The 21,575-nt window shown below is 65.0% G+C and carries 23 protein-coding genes; 9 read left to right on the top strand and 14 right to left on the bottom strand.

Going from position 1 to position 21,575, the window contains the following annotated elements; translation table 11 throughout:
- Positions 1 to 19: 19 nt before the first annotated feature.
- The 4 genes from LK535_RS10000 to LK535_RS09985 form a co-directional block, all read right to left on the bottom strand.
- Entirely contained in the window at positions 20 to 1,258 is a 1,239-nt protein-coding gene (locus LK535_RS10000) for an ABC transporter permease (protein WP_227771759.1), read from the bottom strand.
- Positions 1,255 to 2,181, bottom strand: a complete 927-nt coding sequence (locus LK535_RS09995; protein WP_227771922.1) for an ABC transporter ATP-binding protein — start codon at positions 2,179 to 2,181, stop codon at positions 1,255 to 1,257. Before LK535_RS09995 ends, LK535_RS10000 begins: the two co-directional genes overlap by 4 nt.
- A 237-nt stretch (positions 2,182 to 2,418) precedes the next feature.
- Positions 2,419 to 2,784, bottom strand: coding sequence for a hypothetical protein (locus LK535_RS09990; protein WP_227771758.1), 366 nt, complete (start codon positions 2,782 to 2,784; stop codon positions 2,419 to 2,421).
- Positions 2,781 to 3,449: an EI24 domain-containing protein gene (locus LK535_RS09985; protein ID WP_227771757.1), complete on the bottom strand. Its 669-nt coding sequence runs from the start codon at positions 3,447 to 3,449 to the stop codon at positions 2,781 to 2,783. Before LK535_RS09985 ends, LK535_RS09990 begins: the two co-directional genes overlap by 4 nt.
- A gap of 166 nt (positions 3,450 to 3,615) precedes the next feature.
- Between LK535_RS09985 and LK535_RS09980 the strand changes: the two genes are divergently transcribed.
- Entirely contained in the window at positions 3,616 to 4,608 is a 993-nt protein-coding gene (locus LK535_RS09980) for an adenosine kinase (RefSeq protein WP_227771756.1), read from the top strand.
- A 70-nt stretch (positions 4,609 to 4,678) separates the two neighbouring features.
- Here the strand turns inward: LK535_RS09980 and LK535_RS09975 are convergent, their stop codons facing one another.
- The 4 genes from LK535_RS09975 to LK535_RS09960 are packed head-to-tail and all read right to left on the bottom strand — an operon-like array spanning position 4,679 to position 7,403.
- Positions 4,679 to 4,996, bottom strand: coding sequence for a hypothetical protein (locus LK535_RS09975; protein ID WP_227771755.1), 318 nt, complete (start codon positions 4,994 to 4,996; stop codon positions 4,679 to 4,681).
- Positions 4,993 to 6,321, bottom strand: coding sequence for an amidohydrolase (locus LK535_RS09970; protein ID WP_227771754.1), 1,329 nt, complete (start codon positions 6,319 to 6,321; stop codon positions 4,993 to 4,995). The genes LK535_RS09975 and LK535_RS09970 overlap by 4 nt, the downstream gene beginning before the upstream one ends.
- A 57-nt stretch (positions 6,322 to 6,378) precedes the next feature.
- Positions 6,379 to 7,200 carry a ferredoxin--NADP reductase gene (locus LK535_RS09965; protein WP_321576555.1) on the bottom strand — a complete coding sequence of 274 codons (822 nt, stop codon included), beginning with the start codon at positions 7,198 to 7,200 and terminating at the stop codon, positions 6,379 to 6,381.
- Positions 7,197 to 7,403, bottom strand: coding sequence for a hypothetical protein (locus LK535_RS09960; protein WP_227771753.1), 207 nt, complete (start codon positions 7,401 to 7,403; stop codon positions 7,197 to 7,199). The genes LK535_RS09965 and LK535_RS09960 overlap by 4 nt, the downstream gene beginning before the upstream one ends.
- Before the next feature lie 121 nt (positions 7,404 to 7,524).
- Between LK535_RS09960 and uvrB the strand changes: the two genes are divergently transcribed.
- The gene (uvrB, locus tag LK535_RS09955) at positions 7,525 to 9,717 is read left to right on the top strand and encodes an excinuclease ABC subunit UvrB (RefSeq protein WP_227771920.1); all 2,193 of its coding nucleotides are present in this window, start codon (positions 7,525 to 7,527) and stop codon (positions 9,715 to 9,717) included.
- Between the two features lie 238 nt (positions 9,718 to 9,955).
- Here uvrB and LK535_RS09950 read toward each other — a convergent pair whose 3' ends face one another.
- The gene (locus LK535_RS09950) at positions 9,956 to 10,330 is read right to left on the bottom strand and encodes a PRC-barrel domain-containing protein (RefSeq protein WP_227771752.1); all 375 of its coding nucleotides are present in this window, start codon (positions 10,328 to 10,330) and stop codon (positions 9,956 to 9,958) included.
- A gap of 86 nt (positions 10,331 to 10,416) precedes the next feature.
- Here LK535_RS09950 and LK535_RS09945 point away from each other — a divergent pair, with 86 nt between their 5' ends.
- On the top strand, positions 10,417 to 10,962 hold the full coding sequence (locus tag LK535_RS09945) for a hypothetical protein (RefSeq protein WP_227771751.1): 546 nt from the start codon (positions 10,417 to 10,419) through the stop codon (positions 10,960 to 10,962).
- Between the two features lie 461 nt (positions 10,963 to 11,423).
- Entirely contained in the window at positions 11,424 to 12,068 is a 645-nt protein-coding gene (locus tag LK535_RS09940) for a peptidylprolyl isomerase (protein WP_227771750.1), read from the top strand.
- Between the two features lie 208 nt (positions 12,069 to 12,276).
- On the opposite strand, the gene LK535_RS09935 is transcribed toward LK535_RS09940, so the two are convergent.
- Positions 12,277 to 12,444, bottom strand: coding sequence for a hypothetical protein (locus tag LK535_RS09935; protein WP_227771749.1), 168 nt, complete (start codon positions 12,442 to 12,444; stop codon positions 12,277 to 12,279).
- A gap of 316 nt (positions 12,445 to 12,760) precedes the next feature.
- Between LK535_RS09935 and LK535_RS09930 the strand changes: the two genes are divergently transcribed.
- Positions 12,761 to 13,996 carry a dipeptidase gene (locus LK535_RS09930; protein WP_227771748.1) on the top strand — a complete coding sequence of 412 codons (1,236 nt, stop codon included), beginning with the start codon at positions 12,761 to 12,763 and terminating at the stop codon, positions 13,994 to 13,996.
- Between the two features lie 54 nt (positions 13,997 to 14,050).
- Here LK535_RS09930 and LK535_RS09925 read toward each other — a convergent pair whose 3' ends face one another.
- The 3 genes from LK535_RS09925 to LK535_RS09915 all read right to left on the bottom strand — a co-directional run bounded on the left by LK535_RS09925 (position 14,051) and on the right by LK535_RS09915 (position 17,357).
- Positions 14,051 to 15,055 carry a histone deacetylase family protein gene (locus LK535_RS09925; RefSeq protein ID WP_227771747.1) on the bottom strand — a complete coding sequence of 335 codons (1,005 nt, stop codon included), beginning with the start codon at positions 15,053 to 15,055 and terminating at the stop codon, positions 14,051 to 14,053.
- Between the two features lie 34 nt (positions 15,056 to 15,089).
- Entirely contained in the window at positions 15,090 to 15,680 is a 591-nt protein-coding gene (locus LK535_RS09920; protein WP_227771746.1) for an SOS response-associated peptidase family protein, read from the bottom strand.
- 75 nt (positions 15,681 to 15,755) lie between these two features.
- Positions 15,756 to 17,357, bottom strand: coding sequence for a lysine--tRNA ligase (locus tag LK535_RS09915; RefSeq protein WP_227771745.1), 1,602 nt, complete (start codon positions 17,355 to 17,357; stop codon positions 15,756 to 15,758).
- Positions 17,358 to 17,408: 51 nt separating this feature from the next.
- On the opposite strand from LK535_RS09915, the gene LK535_RS09910 reads away from it, so the two are divergent.
- Positions 17,409 to 17,930 (top strand): sterol desaturase family protein, encoded by a 522-nt coding sequence (locus LK535_RS09910; protein WP_227771744.1) that lies wholly within the window; start codon positions 17,409 to 17,411, stop codon positions 17,928 to 17,930.
- Between the two features lie 23 nt (positions 17,931 to 17,953).
- Positions 17,954 to 18,280 carry a pilus assembly protein PilZ gene (locus tag LK535_RS09905; protein WP_227771743.1) on the top strand — a complete coding sequence of 109 codons (327 nt, stop codon included), beginning with the start codon at positions 17,954 to 17,956 and terminating at the stop codon, positions 18,278 to 18,280.
- Between the two features lie 135 nt (positions 18,281 to 18,415).
- On the opposite strand, the gene LK535_RS09900 is transcribed toward LK535_RS09905, so the two are convergent.
- Complete coding sequence (locus tag LK535_RS09900; protein ID WP_227771742.1) at positions 18,416 to 19,351, bottom strand: ribose-phosphate pyrophosphokinase; 936 nt, start codon at positions 19,349 to 19,351, stop codon at positions 18,416 to 18,418.
- A gap of 117 nt (positions 19,352 to 19,468) precedes the next feature.
- Between LK535_RS09900 and gltX the strand changes: the two genes are divergently transcribed.
- Both gltX and LK535_RS09890 read left to right on the top strand, forming a co-directional pair.
- On the top strand, positions 19,469 to 20,797 hold the full coding sequence (gene gltX, locus LK535_RS09895; protein WP_227771741.1) for a glutamate--tRNA ligase: 1,329 nt from the start codon (positions 19,469 to 19,471) through the stop codon (positions 20,795 to 20,797).
- A gap of 110 nt (positions 20,798 to 20,907) precedes the next feature.
- Positions 20,908 to 21,570, top strand: a complete 663-nt coding sequence (locus LK535_RS09890; RefSeq protein ID WP_227771740.1) for an energy transducer TonB — start codon at positions 20,908 to 20,910, stop codon at positions 21,568 to 21,570.
- The last annotated feature ends 5 nt before the right edge of the window (positions 21,571 to 21,575 follow it).

Raw genomic sequence — 21,575 nt, 5'->3', positions numbered from 1 at the left:
CAATAGGGAAGGTTGGTGTTCACCTTGCCCGCCTGCCAAGCAGCTTCTTCCACGCGCCTGCCGGGCTTCCCGATTGGAGGACTCCGCGGCGGAAGAGGCGGGCGCCAACAGTGATGAAGATCGCGACCCACAGCATCTGCCAGGCGAGTGCGGCGATGTGCGGCCACAACAAGGGGGAGTTTGCCGCCCGCCCTGCCATCGCGAAGGGTGACGACAGCGGGAAGATCTCGGCCACGGTCGCGAGGCCACTGCCCGGGTTCGAGGCGGCGGCAGAAGCGAGGCCGAACATCGCCACCTGAAGGATGGTGATCGGAAGCGAGAGCATCTGGATCTCTCGCATAGTCGAGGCTTGTGCGCCGACGCCGAGGAACACCGAGCCGAGCAGGAGGTAGGCGGTGGTGAAATAGCCGGCGAAGAGCAGCGCGAACGTGCCGAAGCCCACCGCGGGTGCCATCCCCGCCAAGTCAGCGCTGGCAGGCAGCAGCATTCCGATCTGGCTGACCACCAAGCCCCAGAAGCTGACAAACAATACTGCTACGCCGAACATGCCGAGCAGCTTGCCAAGGAAGACGCTTTCCAACGGTACGGCGGCGGCGAGCACCTCGATGACCTTGTTGTTGCGCTCCTCCGCCATCGTGCCGACCACTTGTCCCGACAGGAACAGCGTCAGAAAGAAGATGCCGAACACCGCAGCAAAGGCCGCGGTGTTGCGCCCGCCCAGGGTCGGCGCTTCCCTTGCCGTGCGGGTAAAGACGGGGCGGCTTGGCGGCAGCGGGCCAGCGGCGGCGACGCGCATCGCCTGTTCGGATAACGCCGCGAGATAACGCGCGGCTCTGCGGCTCTGCCCGAATAATATATGCGGTGCTGCGAGGGGTCCGCTCATGACCGCAACAACGTCTACGTCCGGCGTGTTCAGCGCCGCACGGGCTTGGGCTGCGAGATCACCGGAGGGTGCGCGGACCTCAAGCGCAGGCGGCTGGAGTTCGCCGGGGAACAATGGCCGGAGTTGCCGGTCAGCAGCGATCAGCGCTTCCGCATCGCTTGGAGCGGCTATGGCGACCAGCCGTTCTTTCTCGGCGGATCCCGCAGATACCGACGCCGCGCCGAGGCCGCCGATCGCGCCGAACGATCCCATGATCACCGGCGCGAAGAGGAACAAAAGGAATATCGGCGTGAACACGGTGGCGGTGAAGTCGCGACGGGCGATCGTGAAGGTCTGGCGAAAGCGCCGGCGCAGGTTGGCGGCTGAAATGTTCATGCGGTGCGCTCCAGCGCGGCCTGGCCAACGATCTGGACGAAAGCCTCATGGAGTCCGGGGCGTTCGATCGAAAGGCCCGAAATGCCGTAACCGGCGTCGATCAGCCGCTTGAGCAGCGCTTCGATACCTTCGCGCGGCAGTTCGAAACGCCAGCCATCCCCCTCCGCACGCGCATCGGGTGGCAGGTGCTGGCGCAAGCCATCATTCGGGAAGTGGGGCACGTAATGAACCTGCTGCGGCAAGGTGCCGCGTGCTTCCGCAACGGTCCCCTCGAACCGTCTCTTGCCCCCGGCGATGATAGCCAGGCGATCACACAGGCGCTGGGCATGAGCCATGACATGGGTGGAGAACAGTACAGTTGCGCCGCGATCCCGCTCCGCGAGGATCAACGCTTCGAGGCGCTCCTGATTCACCGGGTCAAGCCCGGAGAACGGTTCGTCCAGGACCAGAAGGTCAGGCTGGTGAACCACCGAGCCCAGCAGCTGGACGAGCTGCGCCATTCCCTTGGAGAGTTTGCGGATCTTGTCATCGGCTGCATGGCCGAGTCCTGCGTTTTCCAGCAGCAGCTGCGCGCGAGCTCGCCCCTCCGTCCAGGGCAGTCCACGAAGCGCGCCCATGAAGGCGATGGCCTCACGTGCTTTCATTGCAGGATAGAGGCCGCGCTCCTCGGGCAGATAGCCCACCCGATCGCTGGCATCGCGCGGATGGCGTGAGCCCAGCAGGGTGCGCTCGCCGGCATCAGGCTCGATGATGCCGAGCAACATGCGCAATGTCGTCGTCTTGCCGGCACCGTTCGGGCCGAGCACACCGTAGACCGTACCGTGCGGCACGACGAGATCGACGCCATCAACCACTGGCCGCCCGCCGAACCGCTTCACTAGTCCGTCGGCGACAATGACGGGGTCTACATTGCTACCCACGATGGCTGCCCTGGCATTGGCCGGGGCTGATGCCGCGGCGGATTAGAACGGGTGCTCCTGCCGGTCGACCGACGTTCGCGGAGGCACGGCAATGGTCTGCTGGTAGCCGCGAGATCGGAAAGATCCTGCTAACGGCAGGAGCAAGGGCGATGGATGCGCTCTGCACAACCAGCCGCGGCCGGAGTGACGCACAAGGGCGACCGCCATTCGGATTGACGTGCAGCATGGATCTGAAGGCCGTTATTTGCCGCCGACGCGCCGGGTTAGTGCCGCAACGCAGCTGGCGCGGTCGATTGCCCGGCCGTCCGGCTGCCGGGCATCTACATAGGTGACCCGTGGCTCGGCTGAGCCCTTTGGGTAAAGATAGGTGTCGAGTACGCAGATCCGGCTCTGAAACTGGAGCTTGCGGGCATTACCCTCGCGGACGTCGGCGTCGGGCTCGCCGAAGAGACGGACCAGCCCGTTCGCGTCCTGGCCGATCACGCGCTCCAATCCGGCGGCGCCATAGGGGATCGGAACGGGCGCTGCCGGCTCAGGCGCGCTGGTCGCCACCGTGGCGCATCCGGACAGGAACAAAAGCAGGATCGGGAGCGAAAAGCGCGTCATCGACGGTTCCGGTGATAGAAGTGAGTGGCAAGGGCAGCCCCGACGATCGGCGCGAGCATATTGACCAGGGGGACAAGGAACAGTCCGGTTACGATCAACCCGAGGAGGAAGCGGCGGCCGGCGGTGTCACGGCGCCAGTTCCGCATCATATCGGGAGCAAGGTGCCGAGCCGCGACCATGTCGCCGAGATCACGGCCGAGCAGCCAGGCGTTGGCGGCAAGGAAAAGCGCCGCCGTTCCGATCCCGGTTGCGAGCAACACGATGTAGAGGGGGAAGAGCAGGAGGTTCACGGCGAGAAAGCGGCCGGCCGACCCAAGCCCCATGGTCAAGGATCGGGTGAGCGGGACATCTCTCGCGCTCGCCATGGCCGCCGGGTAGTGACGCCTTTCGACTGCGGCAACGATGGTGTCTGCGAACAATCCCAGCACTGCGATCGCCACGGCCCGGAACAGGAGCCAGAATGCGAGGACGGTCACGACGATAGCGGCAGCGGATGCGAGTGCGCCGTGGAACGATCGACGGGCAAGCAGCGCGTCCACGCCCCACCACGTGCCCACGCCCAGAAGCGCGAACAAAGCGAACGTCAGCGCAAGGCTCCTGACGAGTACCGCCAACACCGCCCGATCACCAAGCTGGGTGAGGCTGAGCGCAAATGCCTTCAACATCACATCTGGAATGCGCGCCCCTGTGCAGTTGCGCAAGGCGGGCGCGGCAATTACGGCGCCGGCAACACTCATCCCGTTCGGACTGAGCTTGTCGCGGCCGCTACTATCCGGATGGGAGAGCGGCCTTTCGGCACGCTAAGAGCGAACGAGCCTGCAGGATCCTTCCTTGACCCAGTCCAGCTACGACGTCGTTGCGATCGGCAATGCCATTGTCGACATCCTCGCCCCCGCCACCGATGCCTTTGTCGCCGACAATGGTATGACAAAGGGCGCCATGGCGCTGGTCTTCTCTCCCGAGGAAGCCGACGCACTTTATGCAAAGATGGGCCCCGGGCAGGAGGTGTCCGGCGGTTCGGCGGCAAATACGATCGCCGGCATGGCAGCGCTCGGCAGCCGCTGCGCCTTTATCGGCCAGGTGGCTGATGATCAGCTCGGCGCGGTCTTTGCCCATGACATCCGTGCGGCGGGTATCCGGTTCGACACCGCGGCGCGCCCCGGTAACCCGACCACCGGCCGTTGCCTGATCTTCGTAACGCCCGATGGGCAGCGCACCATGAACACCTTTCTTGGCGCGTCACACTACTTGCCGGCCGAGGCACTTGACCGCGATCTGATCGCTGGCGCGCAATATCTGTACCTTGAAGGTTACCTTTGGGATCCGGAAGAGCCGCGGGCGGCGATGCGTGCTGCCATCGACGTGGCGCGCGCTGCTGGTCGCAAGGTCGCTTTCACGCTGTCGGCCGAATTCGTTATTGATCGTCATCGTGAGGCGTTCCATCAGCTGATTGACGCCGGGCTGATCGACGTGCTGTTCGCGAACGAGGCGGAGATCGTCTCGTTAACCGAGGCGACGGACACGGAAGCCGCGATCGCCGCGGTCAAGGGCAAGGTGCCGTTGCTGGTCGTGACGATGAGCGAAGAGGGCGCCTGTGCCATCGCAGGTGAAGAGCGGGTGACAGTGCCTGCCGCGCCCGTCGATAAGGTTGTCGATACCACCGGCGCTGGCGATCTGTTCGCGGCTGGCTTTCTGCACGGGCAGGCGCAGGGCTGGGGACTGGAACGCTCGTTGCGGTTGGGCGCGGTTTGCGCGGCGGAAGTGATCAGCCATTTCGGGGCGCGTCCGCTGGCCGATCTGAAGGCACTCGCGGCCGACATTTGAGGCAGCAGCGGCCTGTTTCAGGAGACAATCGGGCACTGGCCGGCACATTCCGGCCAGTGCCCGATTTCATTCACGATCGGCAGTCTGCCGCCCAACGCGCGTCCATTTCCGCATCGGTCTTCAGTTGTGAGGCGAAGGTCACGTCGCCGTTCTTGACGATGAAGCGCTCGTAACCGGTGCGGCCCATGCCGACGCTGGCGTTCACTTCGCCGCAGACCGCCGCACCGTAAGCAGCGACGCCCTTGAACTGCGCCGTCTCCGGTTGCTTGAGCGCACGCCGCACTGCCTCCGTGCCGTCGCGCACCCGCGCGACCTCCGCAGGATCGGGGCCGACATCGCAGCCAGCGAGCGTGGCCGCCAAAGCGAGCAGGGCGACGCTGCGGATCATTGCGCGGCGCCCGGCTTCAGCAGATCGAGCGCGGCGGCGGTCATCGCGGTGGCGCCAGTCACCACCACCGGCTCCGGCGTGATCTTGAACAGCGGCGAGTGGTGGGAGGCGACGGGCGGGCCGCCGTTGCGCGCCGCGTCCAACGCCGCCTTAGGTGTGCCGCCGACCGCGAAGTAATAGCCCTTCACGCCGGTATCGGGCTGCACGAAATAGGCGAAGTCTTCGGCACCCATGCCCATCTGTTCGAATGGCACGACGTTCTGCGCCCCTAGCGTTTCGACCATCACGGCGTTCAATCGCTTGGCGAGCGGCGCATCGTTGATCGTCGTGGGCGTTCCTTCGACCACCGTCACCACCGGCATCTTGTCCTTCGGCATCCCATTCATCACGCCAACGCCCTCGGCGACACGCTTGATCCCGGAGACGAGCTGCGCGCGCGTCTTTTCGTCGTTGGCGCGTACCGTCACCTGGAGCTTCGCTTCGTCCGTGATGATGTTGTGCTTCAGCCCCGAGTGGAACGAGCCGACAGTGATGACGCCGGGCAGCAGTGGCGCGCGCTCGCGGCTGATCAGGCCCTGAAGCGCGATCACAATCTGCGAGCCCATGTAGACCGGGTCCTTGCCGGTGTTGGGGCTCGCCCCGTGCGCGCCGACGCCGGGCACGACGATGTCGATCGAGTCGGACGAGGAATATTGGATCGACTCACTGGCCGCGACCTTGCCAGCCTCCATGCTGGCGTCGACGTGATAGGCGAGCGCGTAATCGGGCTTGGGGAAGCGGGTGTAGAGGCCGTCCGCCACCATGGCCTTGGCGCCGGCGATCCGCTCCTCGGCAGGCTGGCCGACGAACAGGACGGTGCCCTGCCAGCGGTCCTTCATGGCGGCGAGCCGCCGCGCGGTGGCGATCAGTCCGACGACGTGAGTGTCGTGCCCGCAGGCGTGCATCACGGGCGTTTCCACCCCGTCGACGCCCACTTGCCGCGCCGTGGAGGCATTGGGCAGGCCGGACTTTTCCTGAACCGGCAAGCCGTCCATGTCGGCGCGGATCAGCACGGTAGGGCCGGCACCGTTCTTCAACACGCCGACGACGCCGGTCTGCCCGACCTTCTCGGTTACCTGCATGCCGGGGATCTTGCGCAGTTCCGTAGCGATGGCGGCAGCCGTCTTCACCTCACGGAACGAGAGCTCCGGATTGCGGTGAAGCTGGTCCCACAACTTGCCCAGGTCGCGATCGTAATCGGCCTTGATCTGAGCCTGATAGTCAGGCGCCGCCACCACGGGCGTGGCGACGGCGCAAAGCAGTGCGGCAACAACGAAACGACGCATCCGATTCCCCTTTTGTTACGCGCAGCATAGCCGCAGCGCAGCGGGGGTGAAGCGGCTTTAGTCGACGAAGGCGCGTTCGATCACGAACTGGCCCGGATTGGCATTCGACCCTTCGGTAAGGCCGAGCTGTTCGAGCATCTGCGCGGTTTCGCGGATCATCGCGGTGGAGCCGCACAGCATCACCCGGTCGGTTTCGGGATCGAACTTTGCCGGGCCGGTGACGGGCGGGGCGAACAGGCGGCCGTCCGCAATCAGGTCCGTGATCCGGCCCTTTGTCTCGAATTCTTCGCGAGTCACGGTCGGGATGTAGTGGAACTGCTCCTGCGCGTGTTCGCCGACCAACGGATCTTCCGCGAGCTTCGCCGTCAGCTCGTCGCGGAACGCGAGATCGCTGACGCGGCGAACGCCATGGACGACGATGATCTGGTTGAACCGCTCGTAAACCTCGGGATCACGCGCCAGGCTGAGGAAGGGCGCAAGGCCAGTGCCAGTGGATAGCAGCCACAGCCGCTCGCCGCCGAGCAGCGCGTCGCACACCAAGGTGCCGGTCGGCTTCTTGCCCATATAGAGCTGATCGCCGGCTTGGATCGCCTGCAGGCGCCCAGTCAACGGGCCGTTTTCCACCTTGATCGACAGGAACTCGAGCTCGTCCGAATAGGACGGGGAGGCGATCGAGTAAGCACGCATGATCGGCTTTGCCGGATCTTCTTCCCCCGGCAGGCCAATCATGATGAATTCGCCCGAGCGGAAGCGCAGCGAGGACGGTCGGTCCACCGCAAAGCTGAACAGATGCTCGTTCCAATGACGCACCCAGCGGACGTTTACCGTCAGGAAGGCCTTGTGGTCGGGGATCAACTTCGGTTCTGCAAGCACGCTCAACGATCTCGCTCCTCGATGACGCCTTGTGCGAGAAGCGGCGCCACCCATTCATCGGCAGTCTTGAACACCTGACTGCCCCTTCGGTTACCAACCTCGTCGCCCCCCTGCGTTCCCGCTGCAAGCAAGAAAAGCTCGCAGGCCAAGAAGCCGGCCGCGCGCTCGACGGGCGCGGCCTGGTCAGCACATGGCGGTTCGGTACGCATCGAAACGCCAACATGCCCGGCGCGCACCAACGAGGTGCAGGTAGGCGATGCGCAGCGCCAGTGCAACGCGCCCACCCGCGTTGCTCTTCCGCGCCGCACTGGCACCCCCCATATCTACGCCATGGCGATCCAGATCCGTACCACGCTTGCTGAACCAGAGACCGGCGAAAACTTTATCCCGCACCGACCGCAACGCCCGGCGAAGGTCGAGGGTGGTAAAAGGTTCAAGCTCGTGTCGGATTACCAGCCCGCCGGCGACCAGCCCGCGGCGATCCGCGAGCTGGTTGATGCGGCCCTGCAGGGCGAGAAGGACCAGGTGCTGCTGGGCGTCACCGGCTCGGGCAAGACCTTCACCATGGCGAAGGTGATCGAGGAACTGCAGCGCCCCGCGCTGATCCTGGCGCCGAACAAGATCCTGGCGGCGCAGCTCTACGGCGAGTTCAAGAGCTTCTTCCCGGAGAATGCCGTCGAATATTTCGTCAGTTACTACGACTATTATCAGCCCGAGGCCTACGTCCCGCGGTCCGACACGTACATCGAGAAGGAAAGCTCGGTGAACGAGGCGATCGACCGGATGCGCCACTCGGCGACGCGGTCGCTGCTGGAGCGCGACGACGTGCTGATCGTCGCCTCGGTCTCGTGCCTCTACGGTATCGGATCGGTCGAGACGTATTCGGCTATGATCTTCGACCTGAAGAAGGGCCAGACGGTCGACCAGCGGGAGATCGTGAGGAAGCTCGTCGCGCTTCAGTACAAGCGCAATGATGCGGCGTTCCAGCGCGGCAATTTCCGGGTGAAGGGCGACAATCTGGAGATCTTCCCGTCGCACCTTGAGGATGCGGCGTGGCGGATCAGCTTCTTTGGTGACGAGATCGAGGAGATCGTCGAGTTCGATCCGTTGACCGGCAAGAAGGCCGCCAGCATGAACTCGGTGCGCGTCTATGCGAATTCGCACTATGTAACGCCCGGGCCGACGATGAAGCAGGCGACCGAGGCGATCCGCCATGAATTGGCGGAGCGGCTGAAGGAGCTGGAAGCGGAGGGCAAGCTGCTCGAGCACCAACGGCTGGAGCAGCGCACCAATTTCGATCTCGAGATGATTGCCGCTACCGGCAGCTGCAACGGCATCGAGAATTACAGCCGCTTCCTGACCGGCCGCCTGCCGGGCGAGCCGCCGCCCACGCTGTTCGAATATTTGCCCGAGAACGCGCTGCTGTTCGTCGACGAAAGCCACCAGACGATCCCGCAGATCGGCGCGATGGCGCGCGGTGACCATCGGCGGAAAATCACGCTGGCCGAATACGGCTTCCGCCTGCCGAGCTGCATCGACAACCGCCCGCTGCGCTTCAACGAATGGGATGCGATGCGCCCGCAGACCGTCAGCGTCTCGGCGACGCCGGGCGGCTGGGAGATGGAGCAGACCGGCGGTGTCTTTGCCGAACAGGTCATCCGCCCTACCGGCCTCATCGATCCGCCGGTCGAGATCCGACCGGTCGAGGAGCAGGTGCAGGATTGCATCGTCGAGTGCCGCAAGACCGCGGAAGCGGGTTACCGCACGCTCGTCACCACGCTGACCAAGCGGATGGCGGAGGACCTGACCGAATATATGCACGAGGCGGGCGTCAAGGTCCGCTACATGCACTCCGACGTCGAGACGCTGGAGCGTATCGAGCTGATCCGCGACCTCAGGCTGGGCGTCTATGACGTGCTCATCGGCATCAACCTGCTGCGCGAAGGCCTCGACATCCCCGAATGCGGCCTCGTCTGCATCATGGATGCCGACAAGGAAGGCTTCCTGCGCTCCGAAACCTCGCTGATCCAGACGATCGGGCGCGCCGCGCGCAACGTCGACGGGCGCGTCATCCTCTACGCCGATCGCATCACCGGCTCGATGGAGCGGGCGATGAACGAGACGGCGCGCCGCCGCGAGAAGCAGGAAGCGTACAATCGCGAGCACGGCATCACGCCGACCACGATCAAGCGCAACATCGGCGACATCATCGCGCACGTGTCGAACCAGGACAGCGTGCTGATCGACACCGGCGACGAGCAGCGCCCGCACATGGTCGGCCACAATCTGCGCGCCTATATCGAGGAGCTCGAGAAGAAGATGCGCAAGGCCGCGGCGGACCTCGAGTTCGAGGAGGCCGGGCGCCTGCGCGACGAGATCCGCGCGCTCGAGCAGGAGGAGCTTGGCCTGCCGGTGCACGAGCACAAGGCACCGCTGATGGGGCGCAGCAACGAGGGCAAGCCGGGCACACGCAAGACGCGCTTCGGCAAGCAACAGGCGATCAGGATGGCGAAGCGGCGGTAGGGCTGCGCCCTCGCTGCCGAGCGAACGAGACTAATCGCGCCTACGGGCAGCCTTGGTGAGTCCCGCCAGCTTTGTTGTCCGCGTTCAAGGGCGGAGTGTGGGAGCCCAAGGTAGCGGGACGGATCTTGGCCGTTGAGCGCCAGCAAGATGCCGCCCGGCTAGTGTTGATCGCCGGGCCGGGAGGTGGCGTTGAGATTCGGCGGGAGGAGCAGTTGGCGCCACCGCTCCTCCATGCTGGTCATCCCAGGGTCAGATCTTCACCACCGACACCGTAGTAACTTGCCACCCGATCAGCATAGGCCTGATCGAAATGCGGCGCGTTGTTGGCCCAACTGGGTCCGCCCTCCAGCATTCGGCGATCTATGGTGACGACGTAGAGGTCGCGTACCGAATCGAATTGCAGAAGCGAGAAGGGCAGGGGGTAATAGCTTTTGCCCATCCCCAGAAAGCCGCCGAGGCTGAGTACGGCGTGAGTCACCCGACCGCTCACCTTGTGGACGAGAAAGGCATGAACCGTGCCGATCTTGTCGCCGTCGCGGCTCTCGATTTTAACCGTATCGGCCAGCGAGGCCTCGATCAGGGCCAATGTGGTGTGCGTGTCGTTGTTGCTCATCTCGGTCTCCTGCCACGCTGAACCGCTCTTGCCATGCGCCGGTTCCGGTTGAGCGTGGAGGCGTAGAGGGGCTAGGGTTCGTCCCGATGCGCCATTCTCTTGCCCCCGTCGCCTTGCTCGCACCCGCCCTGCTCACCCTGGGCGTGTCGGGGTGTGTTGCGCCTCCCGCCAACGCCCCGGCTCCGCCGCCGCCGCCGCCAGTCGCAGTGCTCCCGCCCCCACCGGTAGCCGCACCGCTGGCAGGGGACTGGCGCGACTGGCCGCTGACGACGGGAACGTGGCGTTATGTCCGGGACACGCGTGGCAGCCAGGCGGCCTTTGGACAGAGCGGCAGCGAGGCAGTGCTCGTGCTTCGGTGCGATGCGGCCACCCGCGGCATGCTGCTGTCGCGGCCCAGCCAATCCCAGCAGCCGCTGACTGTTCGTACCTCCAGCGCGACGCGTGCCCTTTCCGTCCGGCCGGCGAGCGGCGCGGCAACGGGAGCAGAGGCGAGTTTGCCCGGCCGTGATCCGCTCCTGGACGCGATGGCGTTCAGTCGAGGACGGTTCGTCGTTGAGCAGGCAGGCGCCGCGACGCTTGTGGTGCCGGCCTATGCCGAGATCGGCCGAGTGATCGAGGATTGTCGCGCCTGACCGCCGCGCGCCTGGCCGCGGCAAGGCGAAAGAGGTTCGTTCAAAACTGTCGGTAAAACAAGGCTTGTTTAGCGGCCGCACTGCACGCACATTGATGACGTGGCCGAGCAGGTCACGCTCGTTATCAACCAGCGAAAGGAGGTGATCCGATGTCTCATGGTTCAGCAATGGGGTCGGTTCAGTTCGTTCGGGGGACGCGCTTCTGAGGAGTGCCGCTGTTCGGCGGGAGGTATCCTCCTCCAGACAACGCCGGATGCGGTAAATTTCAGAGGCCTGCATGGTCTCCCGGGCTGGAGCTCTCCGGCCGCTGACCATGTTTAGGGGTTGTCGGGCGGTCCGCTATGGATCGTTCGGCAACCTCTTCTCATATCCGGGCCATTGGCAGGTGCCCGGGATCGTTGGCAGGACGCTGCGCCGGTAAGCAGTAGCGTCACGGTTACGCGCGCGGTATCTCGCGCCTGATGCGTCTTCTTCTCCTGATCGCCGCCCTGATCTCGGCCGTTCCTGCCGAGGCGCAGCGGGCGGATCGCCCCACGCCCGGCTATGTTCGAGTTCGCCTGGAAACAGCGCTGGGCGCGATCATCCTGGCGCTGGATGAAAAGCGTGCGCCAGCCACCACCGCCAACTTCATGAAATATGTGGATGATGGCCGGTTCGACGGCGTCAGCTTCTACCGCGTTGCTCGCAACAAGCAGGCGCCGCAGTTCGGCTTCATCCAGTCTGGCATCCGCACGGACGCGCGCCGATTCCTCGACATGATCCCGCATGAGTCGACGAAGAAGACCGGGATCAAGCATCTGGACATGACCATTTCCATGGCGCGGCGTGGCCCGCCAGGTTCCGCAAACGGCAACTGGTTCATCGCAGTGGGCGCGATGCCCTGGATGGACTGGAAGCCCGACAATCCTGGCTACGCCGCCTTCGGGAGGGTGGTTGGAGGTCAGGCCGTGGTGAAGCGGATCCTCGCCCAGCCGACCGGAGGCGCGATGAATGGCACCCTGCTGCTAAAGCCGGTCTATGTGAAACGGGCAGTTCGGCTGGACGGGAAGCCAAAGCCCACCGGACGTCCGCGGCCCTGGATTCTGGAAGGTCGCAAGGACGGTTAGCGACGCGACGCTCCTATCGCTGCCGCTCGACAAGTCGCGGCAGTATGCGCCGCGGGCGCTGGGGCTGAGCGAATCGTTGAAGAATCAGTCCTGCCTAGCCGAGGCTCGCCACGAAGGAGGGAGGGCGAGCCAGAGACGGGCTAACGGGGTGACGACCCCCAGATGCGGTCAGGCAGACAATCTGCTCATCGCGACCGCGCAGGCACAATCACGTGACCGACGGGGAAGTGGCGTTCGCCTCGTCATTGTACACCTTGTCGAGATAATAGCCGGCCAAAGTGTAATGCGCCTTTACCGCCTCCGGCACCTCGGTACGCTGGGCCATTTCAAGCTCGGACTCGGCGCGCTTGTAGTAATATTCCTTGTCGTCGTTCACCGAACTCACTCCATCTCCCGCCCCGATGCATATGCTTCGGGGAGAAGTCATCAAATCAACTGGATTAACTCTTTGAGATCCGATGCTTGCGGGCAGCGGTAACCTGCTCCTCGCGCGCGATGTTTCCGGTCTGAGTCGCCCTTTCTCCTCCCCCAATACAAGTCGGCCCCGACGCGAAGGTGCGGCGGGGCTCGGTTGACGCTTGCGCCAACGACGGCTTTGCAAGACGTTCGTGATGCTCGGTTCCACGCGAGCCTGATCACAACCCGCGGCATGCCGGTAAGTTCCTCGGCAGGCCGTGCTTCCCGGAGCTGCCATGTCGTTGATCGCCGTTCTTCTTGCTGCCCAGGCCGCTGCCGCGCCAGCCCCCGCCGTTCCTGCGCGGATCACCCGTCTTCTGGAGCGCACGCCAGTGATCGACGGCCACAACGATCTCGCCTGGGAGATCCGCGAACGGCACGACGCGAAGGTGGAAGAGGTGGACTTGAGCCGCAACACGGCAGCGCTGCCTTATCCCTTGCAGACCGACATTCCCCGCCTGCGGCAGGGCGGCGTGGGGGGCCAGTTCTGGTCGGTGTGGATCCCGGCCAGCGCCACCGGGCCTCGCGCCGTGGAGATGACGCTGGAGCAGATCGACATCGTACGCAGGGTGGTAGCGGCAAACCCGGACACCTTTGCGTTGGTAACGAGCGCAGCCGACCTGCGCCGCGCCCAACGCGCGGGCAAGATCGCGTCGCTGATGGGGATCGAGGGCGGTCATCAGATCGATGGTCGGCTTTCCGTGCTGCGTCAGATGAAGGAACTTGGCGTCGGATATATGACGTTGACGCACGGCAAGAGCCTCGACTGGGCCGACTCTTCCACCGACGCGCCGCGTGCGAATGGATTGAGCGCATTCGGCCGCGACGTCGTCGCCGAAATGAACCGTATCGGCATGATCATCGACGTCAGCCATGTGGCGGACACGACGATGGCGGCTGTGCTCGATCTGTCGAAAGCGCCGGTGATCGCCTCCCACTCCTCGGCCCGGGCGATCGCGGATGTGCCGCGCAACATTCCGGACGACCTGCTTCGTCGCATTGGCGCCGGCGGCGGCGTGGTCATGGTCAATGTCTATCCGGCGTTCCTTTCCACCGAATGGCGGGCATGGGATCAGGCGCGTACCGCCTTTGGCAAGTCGCAGGGGCTGGCGACGGATGTATATGGCCCCAAGGCGCCGGCGCCGATGATCGCGTGGGATGCGGCTCACCCGATGCCGCGCGTGACCGCGGCGACGGTGGCCGACCATGTCGAGCACATCGCCCGGATCGCCGGCAAGGGCGCGGTCGGCATTGGCGGCGACTATGACGGCATAAGCGGAACCGCACCTGAGGATATGACCGGCGTCGACGGCTATCCCCGGCTATTTGCGGAACTGGCGCGGCGCGGTTGGAGCGATGCCGATCTCTCCAACCTGGCGCAGGGCAATGTCCTTCGAGTCATGGAGCGGGTGGAAGCGGTGGCCGCGAGCCAGCGCAATTTGCGACCGGTAGATGCTATCGAGCCCGATTGATCCGACAAGGCCGGGCTGCGGCACAGCGCTGCAGCCCGGTCTGTCATCCACCCGTCAGAAGCCGCTGAGGAAACTCGCCACATTGGCGCCGAGCGCGTCAATCGCATAGCCACCTTCCATGACGATCGCTGTCGGCAGGCCGAGGCCGGCGATGTCGCGGGCGAGGATCGCATAGTCTGGCGTCGTCAGCGCGAACTGGCTGATCGGATCGCCTTCCCAGGTATCCGCGCCGAAGCTGACCACGAGGAAGGTGGCGCCAAAACGCGCGATGGCGTCGAGCGCGGTGGCCTGTGCGGCGCGGAACGCGTCTGCTCTGGTGCCGTGCGGCAGCGGGAGGTTCAGCGTGGTGCCTTCGCCATCGCCTTCGCCGATTTCGTCGGTATGGCCCCAGTAGAAGGGATAATCGGTCGCGGGATCGGCGTGAACGCTGGCGTAGAAGACGTCCCCGCGCTGCCAGAAGATATCCTGCGTGCCGTTGCCGTGGTGATAGTCGATGTCGAGGATCGCCACGCGCTTATGCCCGGCATCGCGCGCGGCCTGGGCGGCGATGGCGGCGACGTTCAGGTGGCAATAGCCGCCGAAATAATCGGCACCCGCGTGGTGGCCGGGCGGGCGGCAAAGCGCGAAGGCGGCGCGGTCGCCGGCCAGAACCGCGTGGGCGGCGGCGAGCGCGGATTGCGCGCTGCCATAAGCGCTGGCCCAGGTCTGCGGGGTGATCGGGGTCGTCGCGTCGAAGGCGTAGCGGCCCATTAGTGCGTCGATGCGATCGAGCCGGAGCGGGCGGCGGCCAACGACGGGGAACGCATAAGGGATGGCGTCGCCGGGGCGGCCAGCGGCGGCCCAGGCGGCGGGCGCATCCTGCAGGAATTGCAGGTAACCAGCATCATGCACTGCGCGGATCGGCGCTTCCCCGCGATCCTGCGCCTTCTCGGCGCCGCCGATTGCATCGAGGATCATCTGCGCGCGCGCGGGCTTTTCAGCATAGTCGGTGAAGTTGCCGTTGTGCAGTTCCTGCGCCGGGGCGTGATGAAGTTGATCGGGGGAGAAGAAGCGCCGCATCGGGCTGTACCTTGATTGGAGGAAGGGTGTTTGCTCAGCGCACCTGAGTGACGGTGAGGCTGCCTGCCGGGAGCGGCTGGCATAGATCGGCGGATGGCACGGCGGGATCGAGCCAGGCGGACCAGGCGTCGCGGCCGAGCACCACCACCTGCCGCGAATGATAGGGCGCAATGTCGGGGCCGGGCTCGCAGGTCAGCATGGTGAAGGCCTCGCCGACGGTTGCGTCCTTGCGCCACAGGCCAGCGATGCAGAACCAGTCGTGGCCAGTGAGGCGAAAGGCCCATTTGTCCTTGCGCTTCGCCTTGGGATCGGCGGGCTTGGTGAATTCGAAGAAGCTGTCGACCGGGATCAGGCAGCGGCCGGCGCGCAGATCGCGCCCGTCAGAGCGGAAATTGTACACGGGTTTTCCGCCCGCACCGGGCCAGCTCCAGCGGCGGGTGACGCATTCCGCCTCGTCCGCGCGGCCGTCGACGCCGCGGATGATGATCGTCGGATCGGTGATCCGGAAACTCTCCAGCGGCGCCATGTTGGGGACGCCTTCGGGGAAGACGAGCGGGATGCGCGTCTCGCCCCAGTCGTTGCGCAATTCGCCGATGGCGATGCGGCGGGCGGCCTCGTTGCACATGAGCGTGAGGGTAGCGGATCGGCGGGGCTGACGCCAACCTCCCGCGGCGGGGGAGATTGGCGCCAGCTGCCGGTATCACTTGGCCGCGGCGAGCGCCTCGGCGATCAGGCGGCGGGTGTTGGCGACGCCGTAGAGCTTGATGAAGCTGCCCATGCGGGGGCCTTGGCTGGAGCCGAGCAGCGTTTCGTACAGCGCCTTGAACCAACCGCGCAGCTCCGCGAAGCCGGCGGTCTTGCCGATCTCATAGACGGCGTTCTGGATATCCTCCGCCGAAGCGTCCTCACCCAGCGTGGCGAGATCGGCGTCGAGCCGTTCGAGCGCGGCAACCTCGACGCCCTCGGGCGCGCGGCGCTTCAGCGTCGGGGCGATGAAGTCGCGGTGATAGGCGAGGGCATAGCCGATCATCCGGTCGAGCTCCGGATGCGCCGCGGCGTTGGCATCCGACAGGTAATTGCCGAGATAGCCCCAGACCTGCTCCTTCGTCGCGCCTTCGCCCATCACACCGACGAGGTTCAGCAGCAACCCGAAGGTGACCGGCAGCGTTGCCGCCGGCACGTCGCCAGTGTGGATGTGGTGAACGGGGTTGCCGAGCTTCTCCTTCCACGATTGCGCGGGATAATTGGCGCGGAACTGCCAATAATCGTCGACCGCACGCGGGATGAGGCCGAGGTGAAGCGACTTCGCCTTCTTCGGCTCGCGATAAATGTAGAAGGCGAGGCTCTCGTCTGGGCCGTAGGTCAGCCATTCCTCGATCGAGAGGCCATTGCCCTTCGACTTGGAGATCTTCTCGCCCTTGGCGTCGAGGAACAGCTCGTACACCAGGCCCTCGGGCTTACGGCCGCCGAGGATCTGCGCGATCTTGCCGCCGAGGATGCCGGAATCGATCAGGTCCTTGCCGTACATCTCATAATCGACGCCGAGTGCGGCCCAGCGCATGCCCCAATCGGGCTTCCACTGGAGCTTCGCCTTGCCGCCGAGGATCGACTGTTCGACGGTCTGGCCCCCGGGAACAGAGGTATCCTCGAAGCGGATGATGCCGGCCTCTGCGTCGACCACCTCGACCGGGACCTGGAGCACGATGCCCGACGTAGGGCTGATCGGCAGGACGGGCGAATAGGTCGCCTGCCGCTCGGCGCGCAGCGTCGGCAGCATGACGGCCATGATCTTGTCGTAGTTGCGCAACACGTCGCGCAACTTCTCGTCGAAGCGGCCGGAGGTGTAGTAATCGGTCGACGAGACGAATTCATACTCGAAGCCGAAGCGATCGAGGAAGTCGCGCAGCATGGCGTTGTTGTGCGCGGCGAAGCTGTCGAACTTGCCGAAGGGATCGGGGACGCGCGACAGCGGCTTGCCGAGGTTCGCCTCCAGCAATTCCTTGTTGGGCACATTGTCCGGCACCTTGCGCAGGCCGTCCATGTCGTCGCTGAACGCCACCAGCCGGGTCGGGCGGCCGGTCATCTCCTCATAGGCGCGGCGGACCATGGTGGTGCGCAGCACTTCCTGGAAGGTGCCGATGTGCGGCAGGCCCGACGGGCCGTAGCCGGTTTCGAACAGCATCGGTTCACCGTTCGGCTTGCCCTCCGGCCAGCGCTTCAGGAGCTTTCGCGCTTCCTCATAGGGCCAGGCCTTGGACTCGAGCGCTGCGGCGCGCCGTTCGGGATCAAATGCGTCTGTCATAACGGCCTGCGACGTAGCGAGGCGGGCGCGCGATGGCTATATGGCCAACGCATGTCGATCTGGACCGGCCTTCTCCTGTTCTTCCTCACCGTCGCCGGGATGGAGGGCTTCGCCTACGTGATGCACCGCTGGGTGATGCACGGCCCGGGCTGGTTCCTGCACGAAAGTCACCATCGCCCGCGTACCGGGCGGTTCGAACTGAACGACCTCTACGGCGTGATCTTCGCCATCCCCTCGATCCTGCTGATCTATGGCGGGGTGCAGGGCGGCTGGGGCGAGGGCTGGGCATGGGTCGGCGCCGGCATCGCGGCCTATGGCGCGATCTATTTCGGATTCCACGACGTGATCGTGCATGAGCGGGTGCGCACGCGTTACCTGCCGAAATCGAGCTACATGAAGCGGATCGTGCAGGCGCATCGGTTGCACCATGTGGTGAATACCAAGGAAGGTACCATCAGCTTCGGGTTTCTCGTCGCGCCGAGGCCAGAGGCGCTAAAGGCCGAGTTGAAGCGCCGGGGGCGCGCCGGCGTACGTGCCCCGACCGGTTCGGACCGGATGTTTGCCGAAAAGTAACTTTCGCGGCGGATAACGCGGGCATGGATCACGCCATTCCCCTTCCAAGCCCGGCTGACGGCGAGGAAAACCGCCGCGCACTGCGCAAGGCGGTGAAGATGCGCGCCCACCTGCGCGACCGCGGCACTACCCGGTTTGAAATCGAAGTGGTCGACCTTTCAACCACCGGATTTCGCGCGCAGACAAGCTTTACGCTGTGGCCGGGAACGACGGTTTGGCTCACCCTGCCGGGTCTTGCTGGGCTTGAGGCTGTCGTCGCGTGGCGGGACAAATACCGCTACGGCTGTGCGTTCACCAAGCCGCTTCACCCGGCTGTGTTCGACCATATCGTGGCGCTCGGCAACAGCTGACCAGCGGCCGCGATTCGCTGGTAGATTGCAGGTGACCTGCCCGTAGAGAGCGGGCTTTCATGCGTGTCGTACTAGCGGCGCTCTCATCGCACCACGAAAAGGGCGCCGCTTCGATAAGCCGGCGCCCTGATGATTTCAGTCGAACAGGGAAGAGACGCTTGTCTCATCCGCGATGCGCCGAATCGCTTCTGCCAGCAGCGGCGCGATGGTGAGGTGGCGGATCCGGCCGGCGTTGCCGATCGCTTCCTGGTTCCCGATCGAGTCGGTGATAACGAGTTCGCGCAGGGCCGAGCCCTCCACCCGGGCGACGGCACCGCCGGACAGCACGCCATGGCTGACATAAGCGACAACGTCCTCGGCGCCAGCCTCTCGCAGCGCTGCCGCGGCGTTGCACAGCGTGCCCGCGGAATCGACGATGTCATCAATGAGGATGCAGAAGCGGCCCTCGACGTCGCCGATGATGTTCATGACTTCCGATTCGCCAGCCCGCTCGCGGCGCTTGTCCACAATGGCCAGCGGTGCGTTGTGGAGGCGCTTCGCCAGGGCGCGGGCGCGAACCACGCCGCCAACGTCCGGCGAAACAACCATCAGATTCTTGGAACCGAATCGCGCCAGGATGTCGGCCGACATCACCGGCGCGGCGAACAGATTGTCGGTCGGTATGTCGAAAAAGCCCTGGATCTGGCCAGCGTGCAGATCGACGGAGAGGACGCGATCGGCCCCCGCCTTCGTGATCAGGTTCGCCACGAGCTTGGCGGAGATCGGGGTGCGCGGACCGGGCTTACGATCCTGACGGGCATAGCCGAAATAGGGCACCACAGCGGTGATTCGCTTGGCCGATGCACGTTTCAGTGCGTCGATGCAGATCAGCAGCTCCATCAGATTGTCGTTGACGGGATAGCTGGTCGACTGAATCAGGAACACGTCCTCGCCGCGGACATTCTCCATGATCTCGACGAAAATCTCTTCATCGGCGAAGCGCCGGACGAGCGCCTCCGTCAGCGGGATCTCGAGATAGGAGGCAATGTCGCGCGCCAGCGGCAGGTTCGAGTTGCCGGTCATCAATTTCATGTTCGTCGCGCCCTTTCTGCGCGGCCCCCTTAGCGCGAACGATCCATGTTGCAATCGTGAGACATGGTTTGGCGAGACAGTTTGCGGATCAGCCGCAGCGGGCCTAACCGGCGCTGCATGACCGTGGTTACCCGCTTCGCTCCGTCGCCGACCGGCCGCCTGCATGTCGGCAATATTCGTACCGCGCTTCACAACTGGATGTTTGCGCGGGCGCACGGTGGACGTTTCCTGCTGCGTATCGACGATACCGATGCCGAGCGTAGCGAGGAGCGATTCGTGGCCGCTATCCGGCACGATCTGGCCTGGCTCGGCCTCGAAGCCGATGCGGAAGTGCGTCAGTCGGAGCGTTTCGGCCTGTATGAAAAAAGGTTCGAAGAACTGCGCGCGGCGGGCCGGATCTATCCTGCTTATGAGACCAGCCAGGAACTCGATCTGAAGCGGAAGATACAGCTCGGTCGCGGTTTGCCGCCGGTGTACGATCGAGCAGCGCTGCAGCTGACCGATGCCGATCGCGCGCGGTTGGAGAATGACGGTGTCCGGCCGCATTGGCGCTTTCACCTCGACCATGACTGCCTGGTGGAATGGGATGACCTGGTGCGCGGGCATCAGCGCTTCGATCCCAGCACGATGAGTGATCCCGTAGTGCGCCGGGCAGATGGTTCGTGGCTCTACATGCTTCCGTCCGCCATCGACGATATCGACATGGGCATCAGCCATGTCGTGCGCGGCGAGGACCATGTCGCCAACACCGCGCTGCAGATCCAGATGTTCGCGGCGCTCGGTGCGGCACCGCCAAGCTTTGCGCACGCCGCGCTGCTGACCGGGAGCGAGGGCAAATTGTCCAAGCGGCTGGGAAGCCTTGGCGTCGATCAGCTTCGCGAGACGGGCATCGAGCCGCAAGCGATCCGCGCGCTGCTGGCCAGGCTGGGCACGAGCGATCCGGTCGAGCCCGCGGTGGACATGGCTGACCTCCTCACGACCTTCGAATTCGGGCGGTTCGGCCGAGCGCCGGCCCGGTTCGATGAAGGCGAACTCGCGCAGCTCAGCGCGCGCATCATCCATCAGCTTCCGTACGGGGCAGTGGCGGATCGCCTGCCGGCCGGCATGGCAGCGGATGCCTGGGACGTGGTGAAGCCGAACCTGTCGACGGTTGCCGAAGCGTCCGACTGGTGGAGCGTGATTGAAGGGCCTGTCGATGCGCCGGCAGCTGGCGAAGATCGCGAGTATCTCGCCGCGGCGGCCGATGCCGCGGAAGTGATCGAGTGGGGCGAAGACCCCTGGCATCAGCTGGTCGATAAACTGAAGGAACAGACCGCGCGTAAGGGCAAGGCGCTATTCCTGCCATTGCGGCGCGCCCTGACGGGGCGCGATCACGGACCGGACATGGCGGCGTTGTTGCCGCTGATTGGACGTGAGCGCGCGATCGCTCGGTTGCGAGCGAGCTGAAGAGACGCGGCCGCGGGACGCGCAACCGCGCTTGATCGCGCAATGTTACGTGGTAACATCACTAAACCGGCTGAAACCCGGAAGGAGAAGAACCCAGGAAGGAGAGGCTCATGTACGCGAACAATTCTGTTCGGTCGGGCGGCGTGAATGCCGGCAGCCTTGTTGCTGCCGTTGCGATCAACGCGGCTGTGATCGGTGCCCTGATATTGTCCGCCCCCGTGATGGAGGCGATCACACAGCGAGCAGGTCTGAGAATTGAGAACATCCCGCTCGAGCCTCCTCCTCAGCCGCCGGAAGTTACCCCGCCCAAAGCGAACCCCGCGGCAGAAAGCAGGCTTTCCAACCCGCCGGAACAGCTGAATGTCTCCTCCTCGCTTTCGACGGGAGCGTCAGAGTTCTACGTTATTCCGACGTTGCCCCTTCCATCGCTCCCTGCGGTCCAGCCGGCCAGCGAAGTGGCGCGAGTGGATCCACCTGCTCCACCCGTCATGGTCGAGGCGCGTGTGGATCCCCGTTACGCCCGCGACCTTCAGCCCGCCTATCCGGCGGGCGAGCGACGGGCCGAGCGGGAGGGGAGTGCGACCATCCGGGTGACGATAGGCGCCAGCGGCAGGGTGGTCGCTGCGGAATGCGTGAGCGCGACCAGTGACGCATTCTGTCGCGCAACACGGGAGCATGCGCTGGCGAAATGGCGCTTCCAGCCAGCAACACGGGACGGCGTGCCGACGGAAGCGACCAGGGAAATGACGGTTCGGTTCGAGCTAGAGTCCTGAAGATG

Source organism: Sphingomonas sp. IC4-52, assembly GCF_020707225.1.
In the GTDB taxonomy this organism is placed as follows: domain Bacteria; phylum Pseudomonadota; class Alphaproteobacteria; order Sphingomonadales; family Sphingomonadaceae; genus Sphingomonas.
This window is presented reverse-complemented; position numbering and strand designations above follow the sequence as displayed.